At 63.3% G+C, this 15864-nt stretch carries 13 protein-coding genes and 1 rRNA gene; 12 read left to right on the top strand and 2 right to left on the bottom strand.

What is annotated here, in order from left to right; translation table 11 throughout:
* The first annotated feature begins 264 nt into the window (after positions 1-264).
* The 10 genes from galE (at position 265) to JW929_03565 (ending at position 11302) form a co-directional block, all read left to right on the top strand.
* On the top strand, positions 265-1245 hold the full coding sequence (galE, locus tag JW929_03610; protein ID MBN1438473.1) for a UDP-glucose 4-epimerase GalE: 981 nt from the start codon (positions 265-267) through the stop codon (positions 1243-1245).
* A 72-nt stretch (positions 1246-1317) separates the two neighbouring features.
* Positions 1318-3663: a DNA translocase FtsK 4TM domain-containing protein gene (locus JW929_03605; GenBank protein ID MBN1438472.1), complete on the top strand. Its 2346-nt coding sequence runs from the start codon at positions 1318-1320 to the stop codon at positions 3661-3663.
* Between the two features lie 83 nt (positions 3664-3746).
* Entirely contained in the window at positions 3747-4040 is a 294-nt protein-coding gene (locus JW929_03600; protein ID MBN1438471.1) for a hypothetical protein, read from the top strand.
* 163 nt (positions 4041-4203) lie between these two features.
* Positions 4204-4482: a hypothetical protein gene (locus JW929_03595; GenBank protein ID MBN1438470.1), complete on the top strand. Its 279-nt coding sequence runs from the start codon at positions 4204-4206 to the stop codon at positions 4480-4482.
* A gap of 123 nt (positions 4483-4605) precedes the next feature.
* On the top strand, positions 4606-5619 hold the full coding sequence (locus tag JW929_03590; protein MBN1438469.1) for an SDR family oxidoreductase: 1014 nt from the start codon (positions 4606-4608) through the stop codon (positions 5617-5619).
* A 422-nt stretch (positions 5620-6041) separates the two neighbouring features.
* Positions 6042-7007, top strand: a complete 966-nt coding sequence (locus JW929_03585; GenBank protein ID MBN1438468.1) for a hypothetical protein — start codon at positions 6042-6044, stop codon at positions 7005-7007.
* Positions 7008-7159: 152 nt separating this feature from the next.
* A complete protein-coding gene (locus tag JW929_03580) occupies positions 7160-8221 on the top strand; it encodes a hypothetical protein (protein MBN1438467.1) in 1062 nt (353 codons plus the stop codon).
* A gap of 106 nt (positions 8222-8327) precedes the next feature.
* A complete protein-coding gene (locus JW929_03575; protein ID MBN1438466.1) occupies positions 8328-9035 on the top strand; it encodes an HAD family hydrolase in 708 nt (235 codons plus the stop codon).
* Between the two features lie 150 nt (positions 9036-9185).
* Positions 9186-9398 carry a cold shock domain-containing protein gene (locus JW929_03570; GenBank protein MBN1438465.1) on the top strand — a complete coding sequence of 71 codons (213 nt, stop codon included), beginning with the start codon at positions 9186-9188 and terminating at the stop codon, positions 9396-9398.
* 236 nt (positions 9399-9634) lie between these two features.
* Positions 9635-11302 carry a ribonuclease J gene (locus tag JW929_03565; GenBank protein ID MBN1438464.1) on the top strand — a complete coding sequence of 556 codons (1668 nt, stop codon included), beginning with the start codon at positions 9635-9637 and terminating at the stop codon, positions 11300-11302.
* Between the two features lie 167 nt (positions 11303-11469).
* Here the strand turns inward: JW929_03565 and JW929_03560 are convergent, their stop codons facing one another.
* Positions 11470-12981 (bottom strand): tetratricopeptide repeat protein, encoded by a 1512-nt coding sequence (locus tag JW929_03560; GenBank protein MBN1438463.1) that lies wholly within the window; start codon positions 12979-12981, stop codon positions 11470-11472.
* 12 nt (positions 12982-12993) lie between these two features.
* The gene (locus JW929_03555; protein MBN1438462.1) at positions 12994-14229 is read right to left on the bottom strand and encodes a tetratricopeptide repeat protein; all 1236 of its coding nucleotides are present in this window, start codon (positions 14227-14229) and stop codon (positions 12994-12996) included.
* 91 nt (positions 14230-14320) lie between these two features.
* On the opposite strand from JW929_03555, the gene JW929_03550 reads away from it, so the two are divergent.
* Together JW929_03550 and JW929_03545 are read left to right on the top strand one after the other, a co-directional pair.
* Positions 14321-15310, top strand: coding sequence for a hypothetical protein (locus tag JW929_03550; protein MBN1438461.1), 990 nt, complete (start codon positions 14321-14323; stop codon positions 15308-15310).
* Between the two features lie 464 nt (positions 15311-15774).
* Positions 15775-15864, top strand: a 16S ribosomal RNA gene (locus tag JW929_03545); the annotation flags it as partial.

The following is a 15864-nucleotide window of genomic DNA, read 5'->3' as shown; positions in this document are numbered from 1 at the left end:
TGGGGTTGATGGTTTTATTACGCCGGCTTTGATGCATGCTCTTCACGCTTTGACGCGGATGTTCGGCGCGCTGTTCTTCCCGCTTGCCGCCGACGGTTTATTAAAGTGAGCCGTGGACGGTTCCTGCGGATCCGCATCGATGTACAATGACGGCGTCCGGAGGAACCGCAATCACCCGCCGACGAAACAGCTGGGCCGGAAGGCTGAGCGTCCGGTGGCCCGTCGGGCGGGAGGAGCAGTGATGAAGTTGGGCGGAGGCGAGTCATGAACATTTTGGTCACCGGCGGCGCCGGGTACATCGGTTCGGGATGCGCACAGATGCTGCTCGAGGCGGGGCATGCGGTGACGGTGTTCGACGCGCTGCTTACCGGCCACCGCGCGGCGGTACCCGCGGGGGCGAAGTTCATCCAGGCAAACCTGGCGGACCGCGAGGCGCTGCGGGCGGCGCTGATGGAGGGGAAATTCGACGCGGTGATGCATTTCGCCGCCTTCATCGAAGCCGGGGAATCCATGCGCGACCCGGGCAAATACATGCACAACAACGTAACCTGCTCGATCGCGCTGTTGGAGGAGGTCCAACGCGCGGGAATCCGGCGGTTCGTGTTCTCCTCCAGCGCGGCAGTGTACGCCTCGAGCGACAAGCCGCTCACGGAAGATTCCCCGATCAAGCCGAGCAACGTCTACGGCCAGACAAAGCTGATGGTCGAGCAGACCCTCGAGTGGTACCACCTCGTCCACGGCTTGCGGTACGCCGCGCTGCGCTACTTCAACGCGGCGGGCGCGCTGCCCGGCCGGGGCGAGGACCATCCCGCCGAAAGCCACCTTATCCCGCTCGTCCTGCGGGTCCCGCTCGGCCTCCTGCCCGCGGCGAAAATCTTCGGCGACGATTACCCCACCCCCGACGGAAGCGCGATCCGCGACTACATCCACGTCGCCGACCTGATCTCGGCGCATCTGCAGACGCTCGACGCGCTGGCGGAGAAGCCGCGCCTGGTGTACAACCTCGGCAACGGCGCGGGGTATTCGGTCAAACAGGTGATCGAAGTCGCCCGCGAGGTCATTGGGCATCCGATCCCCGCCGAGGTCACTCCGCGGCGGGCCGGCGACGCGGCCCGCTTGGTGGCCTCCTCGGAGAAGATCCGCCGCGAGCTGGGCTGGGCGCCGCGCGTCCCCGCCCTGCGCGACATTATCGACAGCGCCTGGCAATGGCACCGGTCCCATCCGCGGGGATACGACGACCGTTGATATATAATCGAACGCGATCCTGAGACTCACGCGATCGTCCAGACCAAGGCCGCCTCGGTCTAGGAAAACACCGTGCCGACTCAAACGAAACGTCCCGTCGGAAAGAAAACGACCCGCACCCCTGCGCCCTCTTCCGAGCCGCTCGTCCCGCCGGACAGCCGGCTCGACATCCTCGGAGTGGGCTTGGCCGGGTTGGGCCTCCTGACTCTGATCTTCTTTTTCGCGGCCGAGCCGGAGACGCTTCCCGCCGCCTGGGTCCTGCTCTTGCGGCGCCTGTTCGGCCTCGGCGCTTTCCTCGCCCCGCTGATCTTCGCCGTCCCGGGCGTATACCTCATCCTGAGGCGGTTCCGCGCGATGCTGCCCGTCCCCGCGCCGGATCGGATCGCCGGGATAGCGGTCCTGTTCCTCGGATCGCTGATGCTGGCGCACCTGCTCACGTATCCCACACGCGACACGATTTTCCTGACGGCCCGCGACGGAAACGGCGGCGGATACACGGGCGCGCTGCTGCTGCACGTGTTCCTCTCGCTGATCGACTATGCCGGAACCGTCCTGGTGCTGGCGGCCTGGTTGCTGGTGGGTATCCTGCTCGCCTTCCGCGTCTCGATCCCGGAACTCATCCGTCTTCTCTGGCCCGTGTGTCAAAGGTTGGGAAATTTCCTGCGGGCTCGGTGGCAAGCCGCGCGCCTTCGTTTGCGCTCCCGTTCGCAGACCGCCTCTCCGGCCGTCCGTTACGATCGGCCCACGGCTGAATCCGAACCGGTCCTCCGCCAATCCGGTGTTGCGCCGGCGCCCGCCGTTCCCTCGGCCGCCGTGGGGGAATCCGAAGCCCAGCCGCACATACCCCCCCGGGGCGAAGAGGAGCCGGTCATCACGATCGGCGTTCCGGAACCTCCGCCGCCGTGGGCGCTGCCGGCGGCCGGACAGGTGCTCAATCCTGGAATGGAAGCGGCGTCAGACGAGAACATCGACCGCCAGCGGGCCAAGATTATCGAAGATACCCTGGAGAGCTTCGGGGCGTCGGCCAAGGTGGTGGAGATCAACCGCGGGCCGACGATCACGCAATTCGGGGTCGAACCGGGGTTCGCCGATACGCGCGGCGGAAAAACCACCCGGATTAAAGTCAGCAAGATCGCCGCGCTATCCGACGACATCGCCCTGGCCCTCGCCGCGCCCTCGATCCGGATCCAGGCGCCCGTGCCGGGCAAGGGATTCGTCGGGATCGAGGTCCCGAACGCGGAAATCTCGCTGGTCGGACTGCGCGACGTTGTCGAATCGGACGCGTTCCGCGAAAGACGGTCGCCGCTGCGGATCGCACTCGGCAAGGACGTCTCCGGCCGACCGGCGGTGGCCGACCTGGCGAAAATGCCGCACCTGCTGATCGCGGGGACGACCGGCTCGGGAAAATCGGTGTGCGTCAACGCGATCCTCGCCTGCTACCTGCTGCACAACACCCCGGACGACCTGCGGCTGCTGCTGGTCGATCCGAAACGGGTCGAACTCACCTCCTACAACGGCATTCCGCACCTCTTGGCGCCGGTGGTGGTGGAGCTGGAGAGGGTGGTGGGCGCGCTGCAGTGGGTGACGCGCGAGATGGATGAGCGCTACCGCAAGTTCAGCGGCGCGAAGGTGCGCAACCTCGAGGAGTACAACCGCGGGGCGGCGGAGCGCGGCGAGAAGCCGCTGCCGGTGTGGGTGGTGGTGATCGATGAACTGGCGGACCTGATGCTGATGGCGCCGGACGAAGTCGAGCGGATCCTCACCCGCATCGGACAGCTTTCGCGCGCGACGGGCATCCACATGATCATCGCCACCCAGCGGCCGTCGGTGGACGTGCTTACCGGGCTGATCAAGGCTAACATCCCCGCGCGGATCGCCTTCGCGGTCGCCTCGCAGGTCGACAGCCGGGTGATCCTCGACCAACCGGGCGCGGAAAAACTGCTCGGCCGCGGCGATATGCTGTTCCAATCCCCGGATTCGCCGAATCTCGTCCGCCTGCAGGGAGCCTACGTCTCGGAGCCGGAGCTCATGCGGCTGGTCCAATATTGGCGGGCGGCGTACGTGGCGCGCCAGCCGAGCGTCCCGGTGACGCACGGCGCGACGAACGCGCCGGCGGGTCCGGACGGCGGACGGATCCTCGACGAGCCGGATTTTCCGATGCAGCAGATGCCGATGTTCGAGCAAGAGGCCGACGGATCCGGCGAGGACAAACTGATCGAGGAGGCGATCGCCGCGGTGCGGCAGTGGCGCAAGGCCTCGACCACGCGGTTGCAGCGTCACTTCCGCATCGGCTACACCCGCGCCGCGCGGCTGATGGATCAGCTCGAGGAGCGCGGGATCATCGGCCCGCCGACCCAGGGCTCCCAGCCGCGGGAAGTGATCGACTATGGGGAGGGGGCGGAAGAGGAGTTCGCGTAAAGCGGGTATAATCCTGTCCATCCTGGGAAACGCTGGTAAAAGGGGAATCCCCCGAAAAACTGCGCCCAAAAAAGGAGAGAAATATGCAACAGACAATCGTCAATCCGCCCGTTACACCCCCGCCCGGATCCGAGCCCGCCAAGAAGAGCCCCGTGGCGTTGATCATCTCGATCATCGCCGCCGTCATCCTCTCTATGTGCTGCTGCTGCCCCGGCGTTTCCCTGCTGACAGGCCAGGGCACGTGGGAAACCTACGGGATGATGGGCGACCAATCCGGCACCATCGAGCCGATGTACGGCCTGATCTGCATCGGCGCGGCGATCATTCCGCTGTTCATTCCGGTCATCGTCTTCCTGGTCCAGCGCTCGAAGAAATAATCCACCGCCGGCCCGAATGCGGGTTTCCTCCGCATGAGGTTATTTTCGGGGGAGAAAATTTATAGGAAGAGAAATCCTTTCGGATGCGCGGGTTCCTGCCTCTCGAACATCCCGGCGAGGATGAGTCGCAGGAACCGTTTTTTTCGCATTGTTTGGAGGCTTTATGGAACCCCTTCCGTCCTCCGCGCCGATCCCGGCGACGCCGAAGAGGGGATTGTCAACCCCCGTGATTGTGGCCATCACCTCTTCGGTTTTCCTGTCCCTGATTTGTTGTTGCTCCAGTATTCTGACCCTCTCGGGATTCTTTTCCCCTTATGTCATCATTAACGGCGAAAAAACCTACCTCAACAACCCCGCCGGGTTATGCTGCATCGGGGCGGGGTTTGTTCCTTGGTTGATCACGGGGATCCTCTGGCTGGTCACCCGCCAAAAAGAGGGGTAGGAGTTCACCGCCGGGAATCCGCTGCCGGAATAATGGGCGCCGGTACAAAACCGGAAGCGCCGCAAACGGCGGCATGCAAAACCGGCGAGCCGCAGGAAATCCATTCTCACGGGAGTGAGCATCATGAAGGCGCTGTTCATCGGCGGGACCGGCCTGATCAGCTCGGCCTGCGCGGAGCGGGCGTTCGCGGACGGCTGGGAGCTGACGGTGCTCAACCGGGGGCGATCGCGCAAGTATCCCGCGCCCGCCGGAGCGGAGGCAATCCCCGGCGACGTCCACGGGGATTTGGAAACCCTCCGGTCGCTGCTGGACGGTCGCGAATTCGACACGGTTGTGGATTGGATCGCCTACACGCCGGCCGATGTCGAGCGCGACATCGCCCTGTTCCGCGGCCGGACGCGGCAATTCATCTTCATCAGTTCGGCCAGCGCCTACCGGAAACCGCCGGCGGATTACCGGATCACCGAGAGTACGCCGCTGGAAAACCCATTTTGGGAGTATTCGCGCAATAAAATCGCCTGCGAGGATCGGCTGCTGCGCGAATTCCGGGAACGGCAATTTCCGGCCACGATCGTCCGCCCCTCGCTGACCTACGGCCCTTCGCAAATTCCGCTGTGCGTCAACTCCTGGGAGCACCCCTACACCGCGATCGACCGCATCCGGCGCGGGAAGCCGGTGATCGTCCCGGGGGACGGGACCTCGCTGTGGGTGATGACCTGGAACGCGGACTTCGCCGTCGGGTTCTGCGGATTGATGGGGATGGGGAAAGCCGTCGGCGAAATATTCCACATCACCTCCGACGAGGCGCTGCCGTGGAACCAAATTTACCTTGAAGCCGGCCGGGCGGCGGGTGCGGAGCCGAAGCTGGTCCACGTCCCCTCGGACCTGATCGCCGCCTACGATCCCGATGCAGTGGGGAGCCTGCTGGGGGATAAATCCCACAGCCTGGTCTTCGACAACGCCAAGATCAAATCCTTCGTTCCGGACTTCGCCCCGAAGGTGCGGTGGGCGGAGGGAGTCCGCCGGGCGCTGGATTGGTTCGACGCGGATCCGCGGCGCTGCACAATCGACGGCGAGGCCAGCGCGAAATGGGATAAAATCCTGTCGGAGTACGAGAAAACTTTCCCGGGCAGATGATTTCAAAGTCCGGTTGTGGAAAACCTTTTCGCCGCAAAGACGCAAAGAACGCAAAGGTTTTAAATTTGTTACTGCTCAGCTGGTAATCGTCATGCCGGAGTGAAATTAGCCGGCATCCAGTAAATCTTCAATAAATACTGGACCCCGTCTTCGAACCTTGCTTCCCCCGCTTCCCCCGCTTCGCGAGGGCGGGCGCGAGGGCGGGAGCGAGGGCGGGCGCGGGGGAGCCACGCCGGGGTGACATACAAAACCTATAACACCGGTGATGTTATGCTGAGATTATTCTGTCGAAATAAGCTGCCTAAGCAGTTGCCAAAATATTTATATTACTTCTTGGCGCCCTTGACGTCACCCGGCCCGCCCACCGGGGACGGGCTTCGCGGTAAACGGTTTTTTAAAACCCATTCTATGCAGGAGGAATCATGAAAATCAAGGAGATCGCCGCCGCATCATTGAACGAACAACAATTCATCGAGCAAAAGGTCGCCGAGATCCAAACCGCCGTCGGAAGCGGCCTGGCGATCAACGCGCTTTCGGGGGGCGTGGATTCCTCGGTGGTGACGATGCTCGGGCACCGGGCGCTTGGAAAGCAATTGAAAACCGTGTTTATCCAGAACGGCCTGATGCGCCGGGACGAACCGGAGCGGGTTGCCGCAACCTTTAAAAAGCTCGGCGTTAAGGTCGAAGTCGTCGACGCCCGCAAGGAGTTCTTCGCCGCGCTGAAGGGCGTCGTCGATCCGGAACAGAAGCGCGAGGCGATCACGCAGACCTTCTACAAGAACGTGTTCGGCAAGATCGTCCAAAAAAGCGGCGCCAAATTCCTCCTGCAGGGAACGATCCTGACCGACGTCGACGAAACCGTGGCGGGGATCAAGCGCCAGCACAACGTCTTCGAACAACTGGGGATCGATCCGCAGCAAGCCTTCGGCTACCGGATCCTCGAACCGCTGATCCAATTGCGCAAGGACGGCGTGCGCAAGGTCGGGCGCGCGCTCGGATTGCCGGCCGAAACTTTCGATCGGATTCCCTTCCCCGGACCGGCGCTCGCGGCGCGGGTCATCGGCGAAGCCGCGCCGGAACGGATCGAGACCGTGCGCAAAGCCACCGCGGTCGTCGAGCGGATGCTGAAGGACAGCGGCGCGTTCCAATACCTGGCGATCCTGCATCAGGACCGGGTGACCGGGATGCGCAAGGGCAGGCGCGAGTTCGGCCAGCAGATCGAAATCCGCTGCTGGGACAGCCTGGATGCGCGCACCGCGGCGCCGACCAAACTGCCGATCGAAACGCTGTTGACATTGGCCGAGGCGATCCTCAAGGAAGTCCCCGGCGTAGTCAGCGTGACCTACAACCTCGCCCCCAAGCCGCCGTCGACGATCGAAGCGGTGTGAAGACGGACCATGGACGATGGACCATCGACCATCGCCTTTTTTAGATCGTTACGGGTGGTGCGTCCCTCAATAATTAAGCAGCCAGTCTAAAATTGGTCAACGTCCATCCTCCATAACCGGATTCTATTCCCTATAGGTTACAATTCCCGATAATGACTGGCCGCAAAATGGCTTTCTGCCCCGCCGTGATGCTTCTTGTTGCGATGGCCGCCTGCTCGCAGGGCGAGTCGCCGACGCCATCCGTGATGCCGACCCAGCCGGCCGTCCCCAGCGCGACGCCCACGCCTCCTCCGTTTGCGCTGTTGATGGCGCCCGAGCCTCTCGCCACCGAGGCCGGCAAGCGCGCGGCGCAGGCGGTGGAGGAATTCGCCGCACAGCAAGGCTGGCAGATCCTGCGCGTGACGCCCGGCGACGACATCCTCGGCGGGCGGAGCGCAAGCGGCCTTCGCTTGGCCGCGGTCGTCGAGGCCGATCTCGGACCGGCGCTTGCCTCCGCGGCGCAAGCCCACCCGGAGATCCGCTTTGTAGCCGCCGAGGCGGGCGGAACCGAGCCGCTTCCAAATCTGCTGGTGGTGGGCGGGGAAAACCTCCGCCGCGAACAGGCGGCGTTCATGGCCGGGCTGCTCGCCACGATCGAGAACCGCAACGATTACGTCGGTTGGATCGGCGAGGCGAACACCGATCGCGGAAAGATCTACCGCAACGGTTTCCGGCACGGGGTCCGCTACCTCTGCCCGCGCTGCCGGATCTTCACTCTCGAGATCGCCGCGGGCGCGGATCCCTCGGCCGGGACCACCGCCGCCGCGGACCTGCTGACAAATTACATCGACACCGCCTCGGCCATGCCCGGCACCGCGTGGGATGAGGGGCTCCATCATTTGGCGCGGAACGGGGTCCGCATCGCCGGGGCCAGGCCGGATTTCTACCTGGCCGTCTTCGGAAACGGAACCCGCGAAGGCGCGAAAAGCGTCCTGGGGGAAATCGCATTCCGTCCGGACATCCTGTTGAAAGATCTTCTGCCGCGATTCCTGGGAGGGGAGGCCTTCGCCGAGGCGGTTCCTTACAGCCTGGAAAACGGCGGGCTGGAATACGCGCCCTTTCCGAACGAGTGGATTTCCGCCGCGCGCCAAGAATACCTGATAAAAATCCTCGCCGAGGTGGCCGCTGGCCGGCTCGACATCGGCGTCGATCCGTTGACCGGCGATGAAATTTGATCCGGCACGTAAAGGCGCGCCGGCGGTGCGGAGAGCATCCAGCGGGCGCCGGACCAACACGATTCCGCCCGTCCCCATCCCGCAAGGCGGCTGAAAGTCCTGCTCCATGCCCATCCCCGAAAAACTGATCCTGGATCTGGATGACACCATCCTGGATTATTCAGCCCCGGCCGAAGCCTTATGGCCGCGGTTGTTCCGGACTTACGCCGAACGGATGGGGATCCCGGCCGCCCGGCTGCAGGAGGCGGTGGACGCCAGCCGGCGCTGGTATTGGTCCGACGCGGACCGATTCCGCGAGGGGCGGCTGGACCTGAAGCGGGCGCGCCGTTTTTTCATCCGGCGGGGATTCGAACAACTGGGCCGGACCGATTTCGCGACGGCCGACGAATTGGCGGACGTCTTCACCCGCGAGCGTGAAATCGTCGTGCGGCCGTTCGGGGGCGCGGTCGAGGCGTTGGAACGGATCCGGCGGGCCGGATCGCGGACGGCGCTTCTGACCAATGGAGAATCCTCGATCCAGCGGGCGAAGATCGAGCGCTTTCGCCTGGCGGAATATTTCGACGCGATCCTGATCGAGGGCGAACGAGGGATCGGCAAGCCGGATCCGCGGGCGTTCCAGGCCGCGCTGGAGGCGTTGGATGCGCGGCCGGAAGGGACCTGGATGATCGGCGACGATCCGGAGTACGACATCCGCCCGGCAAAGGATTTGGGAATGCGCGCCGCCCGGATCGGAAAGCCGCCCCCGGCGGCCGGAAACGGCCCGGACCCCTCGTTTCCATCCCTGCAAGCGCTGGTTGACCATTGGGAGTCGTGAGGCTCGCGAGGCGGACCGACGGGAGCGGGGAGGGGGCGGGCGGGGAAAAACCCGCCGCCGCCGCGGAATTCCGCGGAAAAAGAGAATAATTGACATGCCCGAAGGTGCGTGCTAAAATCCGCCAAACTCACTCCCGGAAGGATTTCTCGAATGGCACAGCGAACAACCGGCACCGTCCGATGGTTCGACGGGTCCAGAGGGTACGGCTATATCCGGACGGAGAAAGGGCACGAAGTGTTCGTGCACTATTCGTCGATTGTCGGTTCGGAATTGCAGAACCTCCGCGAAGGGGAAAAAGTGGAGTTCGCCGTGGAGGAAACCGTCCGCGGTTTGCAGGCAACGGGCGTGGTCCGGATGAATTAATCGGTTTTCCAAAAGCGGTTGTCCGCGCAAGGAACATCGAATGATCCCCGGCCCCCTCGGCGGGGATTTTATTTTTCAGCGATAATCGGAGCGGCGAAAATCTTTTCGACGGCTTCGGCCGGAAGGGCGGGCGGAAAACGTCGGTCGGAGGCCCCGGCCTCGAGGGCGGGCGGCTTCCCGTACCGGCGGCTTCCCCGAATCCGGCCCCGCCGTCGAATTTCAGGCAAAGGTGAACCATGAGTATGGATTTGCGGATTCTTCCCTTGGGCGGATTGGGCGAGGTCGGCAAGAACATGATGCTGATAGAAACCCCGACCGACGCCCTGATCGTGGACGCCGGGTTGATGTTCCCCGAGAACGACATGCTCGGGATCGACTACATCATCCCGGACTTCAATTCCGTGCTGGACCGGCGCGCCCGCGTGCGCGGGATCGTCGTCACCCACGGCCACGAGGATCATACCGGGGCGATCGACCATGTCGTCGAAACTTTTCCGGCGCCGATCTACGCCACGCCGCTGACCAGCGGCTTGTTGGAGGTCAAGCTTTCCCGCGCCGGCCTGCAAAACCGCACCACCCTCAACACCGTGCGGGCGGGGGAGAAGGTGCAGATCGGTCCGTTCGGGGTGGAATTCTTCCACGTCTGCCATTCGATACCGGACGGTGTGGGACTCGGCATCACCACGCCGTCCGGGTTGATCGTGCATTCGGGCGATTTCAAGTTCGACCACACGCCGGTGGACGGCAGGCCGACCGATTACGCCGCGCTGGCGGATTTCAGCAAACGCGGGGTGTTGGCGCTGCTTTCGGATTCGACCAACGCCGACCGGCCGGGATGGACTCCTTCCGAGGCGGTGATCGACTCGGCCTTCGACGACCTGTTCCGGGCCGCGCCGGGGAGGATCCTGATCGGATCCTTCGCTTCGTTGATCTCGCGCATCCAACAGGCGATCCGCGCCGCCGAGCGCCACGGGCGCAGGCTGGCGCTGGTGGGGACCTCGATGCAGGAAAACGCGAAAATGGCTCAGAAGCTGGGGTATCTGGAGGTTCCGAATGGGTTGCTGGTTTCGGTGGACGAGGCGCTGAAACTGCCTTCGAAAAAAGTGGTGTTGATGACGGCCGGGACGCAAGGCGAGCCTTCCTCGATCCTTGGCCGGCTGGCCACCGGGCGCAACCGCCAGTTCGACCTGGAGGAGGGGGATACGGTGGTGTTCTCCTCGCACCCGATCCCCGGCAATGAGGAGATGGTCCACCGGACGATCAACCGGCTGTTCCAGCGCGGCGCGCGGGTGATCTACGATCCGATCGCGCCGGTCCACGTCTCGGGCCACGCCAACGCCGAGGAGATGAAACTGCTGATCCACCTCGTGCAGCCGGAGCATTTCATCCCGATCCACGGCGAACTGCGCCAGCTGCACCAGCACGGGGCGATCGCGCGCGGTTTGGGGATCCCCGCCGAAAAGGTTGCGGTGGTGGAGAACGGGTACCCGATCGAATTCGAAGGCGGCGCCATGCGGGTGGGGGAGCGCGTTCCGGGCGAATACATCTTCGTCGACGGGCGGGGCGTGGGCGACATCGGCCCGGCGGTGATGCGCGAGCGCGAGCGGCTGGCGCGCGACGGATTCGTCATCGTCCGGGCGGAGATCGACCCTGCAACCCGGAGGCTGGCGGGGCGGCCGGAAATCCTCTCGCGCGGCTTCGTCTTCGTTCCGGAATCGGGGGAGCTGCTGGCGATGGCCGAGGAGAAAATCCGCGAAATCGCGGGCCGCGGGAACGGCGACCGGCTGGCCGAACGAATCGAATCGGCGCTGACGGAGTTTTTCTACCGGGAAACCAAGCGGAGGCCGATGATCTTCGTGTTGTTGAACGGAAACGGGGGAAAGGCCGGAGAGAAGCAGCAATAGTTTTTTGCAGACCCGCCGAGGAAATTCAGTCCATACCCCGGCGCCTATGTGCCGTGGTGGCTGGGTGGCAAACCAAGACCATTGACAAGCGAAGACGCAAGGACGCCAAAGCACCCCATCCGTTTCTCAACGCCTGCGCGCCGTGGCAGGTTGTCTCTTGGCAGGATTTACGATTTCGGCGTCGGGGTGCGGGCGAAGGCGGCGCAGATCGCCTCGCCCTCGCGGATGATGGTTTCCACCGTCGTGTCGTAGTAGGGCGAGGCGCGCAGCTCGGCGAAAATCGCGGCCGCTTCCGCGCAATTGCCTTCCGTTGCGCCGTAGAAGGATAGCACCGACCCGTAGGTGTAGTACACGTCGACCGAGTTGGCCTCGAGCTTCAGCGTTTCCACAACGTCCACCCCTTCGGCTTCGTTATCCTCCGCCGCGCAGCCGCGGATCGCGCAGCGCAGGACGGTTATCGCCGTCTCGTAGTTCTTCGCCTTGTAATAAATGACCCCCAGCCGGCCGTAAAGAAACGGATCGGTGTTGTCCAGCGAGAGGGCTTTCTGCGCGTTGCGCTCGGCCGCGAAGAAATCCCCCTGGTTGGCGTAGGTTTGGGCGATCGAAAGGTAGGGAATCGGATCCTTCGGATTCAGATCCGCCGCCCGGGCGAAGGCCTCGATGGCTTTTTCGATCATCGCGTCGCGGGACCCCGGATCGGTTGCGATCTCCCCCAGCTTGCGGTAATTGGCGCCCAGCCGGATGTAGAGGAAGGGCAGGTTGGAGTTCAGGCGGATGGCTTCCAGGTATTCCGTTACCGCGCGTTCGTAGTAGCCGTTGCTTTCGAGCACATAGGCGTAGGCCCGGTGGACGTCCATCACCTCCGGGCCGAGGGCGGCCGCCTGCGCGCCCACATCGAGGGCGGCCGACCAGTTGGCTTGGTCGACGAGGACTTCGGCGCGGAAGGCAAGGGCAAGCGCGTTGCTGGGATCCAGCAGGAGGGCTTTCGCCGAAGCCTGATAGGCTTCGGCCAGCGTCCGGTCGCGGGTTTCCGAGTCCATCCATTCCGTGTTGGCATACCAATCCAGAACCAAAGTCCGGATCGCGTAACCTTCTGCGAAATCCGGATCGCAATAGACCATGGGATCCAGGGGATTCTGGGCTTCCTGCAAACGGTCGCGCTGTTCTGCGGGGGAGAGGGCGGCGACCGTTTCGTCGGAGAGAAGCAAAGCGGCGATGCTTTCCTTGGTCTCCTGCAGCCGGCTTCGCCGCTCCTCCAAGGACAGCCGGCCGAAGGCTTCGTCGGGGCAAATCGACGTTTCGATTGAGGCCTTCGCCTCCTTCAACCGCTGTTCCTTCTGCTCCGCCGACAGCATCAACTCGCTGGAATAAGTTTGGATGCGCGCCAGTTCCGCCCACAATTCCGGATTCCGCGGGTCCACCGCCACCGCCTTTTGATAGGCCTCGATCGCCTTGTCGAGGATCCCCGCTTCGAAGAACGCTTTCCCTTCTTCGGCGAAGGAAAGGGCCATGCGGGTCGGGGTGGGCGGCGGGGCAAAGGGCGAGCGGAGGATGCCGTGATCCAGCAGCCGATACACGCCCAGGAGAACCAGGATCACGGCGGCGTATGCGGCGGTTCTCGCCAGAGTCAAACGGGGGGGTTCGGCGGCCGGATCGAAGCGGCTTCCGCGCAATTCCATGGGATCCGGCCTCTACGCCGAAGGCTGGGGCGTGTCCGCTTTGCAGAGCGTCAACCCCTCGGCGACGTTTTCCATGGCGATCTCGTCGTCCGGCCTTTGCTGCTCGAGCAGGCGGAACACGGGGATGGCTTCGGCGCAGCGCCCGACCTTCGCCAGCGCCAGACCGTAGGTCCAGTAATACTCCGAAACCGGCCAATCGCCGAGTGGCAATCCGACGACGGTCCCGGTTTCGGTGCCGGTGTTGATGGTTCCGCCCGCGATCGCCAAGCTCAATTCCGGGATGGCTTCCTGATAGCGGCGGTTGCGGTAATACATCACGCCCAACAGGCCGTGGTAGCTGGGATTGAGCGGGGCAAGGGCGACCGCCATCTCGGCGTACTGGGCGGCCTTTCCGAATTCGCCCTGCCCGGCGTACGTCCGCGAAATAAACACGAAGGGATCGGGGCTTTTCGAATCGAGCGTCGACGCCTTGAGGTAGGCGTCGATCGCCTCTCCCGGATCGTTGACCGCCTGGTAACACTGGCCAAGCCGCAGCCAGAGATCCGCCAGCTTATTGTGCAGGTCGATGGCTTTTTGGTATTCGTCCAGCGCCTCGCTGTAATTGCCGGTCATCAGGTAGACGTATCCCATCGCCCGGTGGCTTTCCATCAAATCCGGTTTCTGGACGATGGCGGTGCGGGCCGCCGCCGAGGCGTCTTCGTAGTACTGCCAGTCCGTGTCCATCAGCACTTCCGCCAGATAGGCGTGGGCCAAGGCCAGATTGGGTTCGAGTTCGAGGCTCTTGCGCAGCTGCTTGACGGCATTCTCGTAGGCGGGCAGGTCGTTTTCCGCCTCCAGGCGGTGAATCGCTTCGCCCCACACCGCGTAGCTCATCGCGCTTTTGGAAAGCAAAACGGCGTATTGGGCGTTTTCGACCGCCCCCTGGTAATCGTGCGCGAACACCTGCACCCGCGAAAGGGCGACGTAGAGCTCGCTGTTGGTGGGTGCGAGCAGAATCGACTGCTGATAAAGCGCAATCGACGATTCCAGCTTGCCTTCCATGAACATCGCCGCGGCATCCTCGGCGTAGGAGGCGGCCGGGCGGGTGGCGGTGGGGGTCGGAAGAAACAGCGGCGGAACCCGGGGAACGACGTATGCTTGGACGATCGCAGCGCCGACGATCAGAAGGCACAGGGTGAAAATTAAAGCCAGATTAAACCGAGACGGCTTTTTCCGTTTGATTTTGTACTTGCTGGTGTGAAGGTACATGGCGATTTCCCTTAAAGATGGTAATTCCGCATGCATGTCCCGTCAAGGCAGGCTTGCCCGGGGCGTGAAAAGGTGCAGTATAATCGGCCGCATGACTACCACAGAATCCGCCGGAAAAATGGAACCGTCGCCGACGCCGAAGCGCCGGGCGAATTTAATTTGGATTTTCCTCGGCCTTTTGGTCCTGGCCGTGGCCGCCGGATCGGTCGCCGGGTACTTCACCGGGACGAAGCGGTTCTCGGAAAGCCAGGCGGCTCGACTCAGCGCCTGGAACTTAGAGCAGATCCAATTGGCGGCCACCGACATCGCCGAAAAGAAATACGGCGTCGCCCTCCAGCGGTTGGACGAAGTCCAGAAAAACGATCCGGAGTATCCGGGGGCCGAAACGCTCCGCCAACAGGCGCTGGCGGCGATGAACGCCACCCCGACGCCGAGGCCGACCCACACGCCGGTTCCCTCCCCGACCCCGGATGCGCCGCGGGCGGAACAGCTGCTGGCTAAAGCGCGGCAGGAATTCGTGGATAAAAAATACGCCGAGATGATCGGGACCCTGCTGACCCTCAAGGTCGAGGTGCCGGGATTCGAACCGGAACGGGTGGACGGCCTGCTGTGGGTGGCGCTGCGCTACCGCGGCGTCCAACTGCTCAAGGAATCCAACCGGCTGACGGAGGGGATCTATTACCTCGACCTCGCGGCCAACTACGCCCCGTTGGATAAGGAAGCGGAATCCCAGGTTCAGGCGGCGATGGTTTTCCTGAGGGTGTATCAATCCGCGTATTACTACCGCAACAAAGACATTGAAAAGAGCTGGAAGGCGTTCGAGGAAGCGTACAGGATCCGGCCGTCCTACAACGAGTCGCTTCGAAGGGATTACGCCGACATCCTGGTGCAGAACGGAGACGCGCTGGTTCACCAAAACGCCTGCGCCGCATGGTGGTTCTACGAGGAGGCGCTGAGGCTGGTGCCGGATTACGAGGCGGCGCTCCAAGGAAGGGATTACGCCATCGTGAATTGCGGCGAGGCGGAGCCCATTCCGCCGGATGGATACGGCCCGGCGCCGGAAGAGACCTCGGCCGAATGACGGAAAACGCCCCCGCCCTTGGCGAATTTTTTCTGCACATAGGAACATCGGGGCGGGTTTTCGATCCCAGCCGGGCGGCCGGAATGGCTTCCGGCGGCGGGGAGGGGATCCGGAGGGCTGAGGCGGTCCGGGAAAGCGGGACGCAGGCGGGGTTAGGCTGCCCTTGACAAAAACCGGCCGGATCCATAGAATATACAAGTTGAACCGTTGAAATCCGCGGAAGCGGAAAGACGATTACAAAACATCCCAGTAGGCGAACAGAAACCGAGGCCAGAGGTCTGATGGTCTGAACGCCAGCCGATGCAGGCAATGCGCATCGGCCGTTTGCATCTTGGGGACTTGACAAGGCCGGCGGGGAGGTGGTAACATGCTCCGCCCGCAAGAACCGAACCTTAACAACTGAAGAGTGATAGGAAGAAGCCGGATCTCTGTCAACACAACTCGACACTTCGTGTCGAAAACTTCATACGGAGAGTTTGATCCTGGCTCAGGATGAACGCTGGCGGCGTGCATAATACATGCAAGTCGAACGAGGGCTTCTTGTAGCAATACGG

The organism is Anaerolineales bacterium (assembly GCA_016928575.1).
GTDB lineage: Bacteria > Chloroflexota > Anaerolineae > Anaerolineales > RBG-16-64-43 > JAFGKK01.
Note: the sequence above shows the minus strand (reverse complement) of the source record. Positions and strands in the feature narration are given on the sequence as shown.

Coding starts and splice junctions, on each gene's coding strand:
- JW929_03575 (MBN1438466.1), top strand. CDS start 8,328: ATGCCCATCCCCGAAAAACTGATCCTGGATCTGGATGACACCATCCTG.
- JW929_03600 (MBN1438471.1), top strand. CDS start 3,747: ATGCAACAGACAATCGTCAATCCGCCCGTTACACCCCCGCCCGGATCC.
- JW929_03590 (MBN1438469.1), top strand. CDS start 4,606: ATGAAGGCGCTGTTCATCGGCGGGACCGGCCTGATCAGCTCGGCCTGC.
- galE (MBN1438473.1), top strand. CDS start 265: ATGAACATTTTGGTCACCGGCGGCGCCGGGTACATCGGTTCGGGATGC.
- JW929_03565 (MBN1438464.1), top strand. CDS start 9,635: ATGAGTATGGATTTGCGGATTCTTCCCTTGGGCGGATTGGGCGAGGTC.
- JW929_03580 (MBN1438467.1), top strand. CDS start 7,160: ATGACTGGCCGCAAAATGGCTTTCTGCCCCGCCGTGATGCTTCTTGTT.
- JW929_03550 (MBN1438461.1), top strand. CDS start 14,321: ATGACTACCACAGAATCCGCCGGAAAAATGGAACCGTCGCCGACGCCG.
- JW929_03570 (MBN1438465.1), top strand. CDS start 9,186: ATGGCACAGCGAACAACCGGCACCGTCCGATGGTTCGACGGGTCCAGA.
- JW929_03585 (MBN1438468.1), top strand. CDS start 6,042: ATGAAAATCAAGGAGATCGCCGCCGCATCATTGAACGAACAACAATTC.
- JW929_03560 (MBN1438463.1), bottom strand. CDS start 12,981: ATGGAATTGCGCGGAAGCCGCTTCGATCCGGCCGCCGAACCCCCCCGT.
- JW929_03555 (MBN1438462.1), bottom strand. CDS start 14,229: ATGTACCTTCACACCAGCAAGTACAAAATCAAACGGAAAAAGCCGTCT.
- JW929_03595 (MBN1438470.1), top strand. CDS start 4,204: ATGGAACCCCTTCCGTCCTCCGCGCCGATCCCGGCGACGCCGAAGAGG.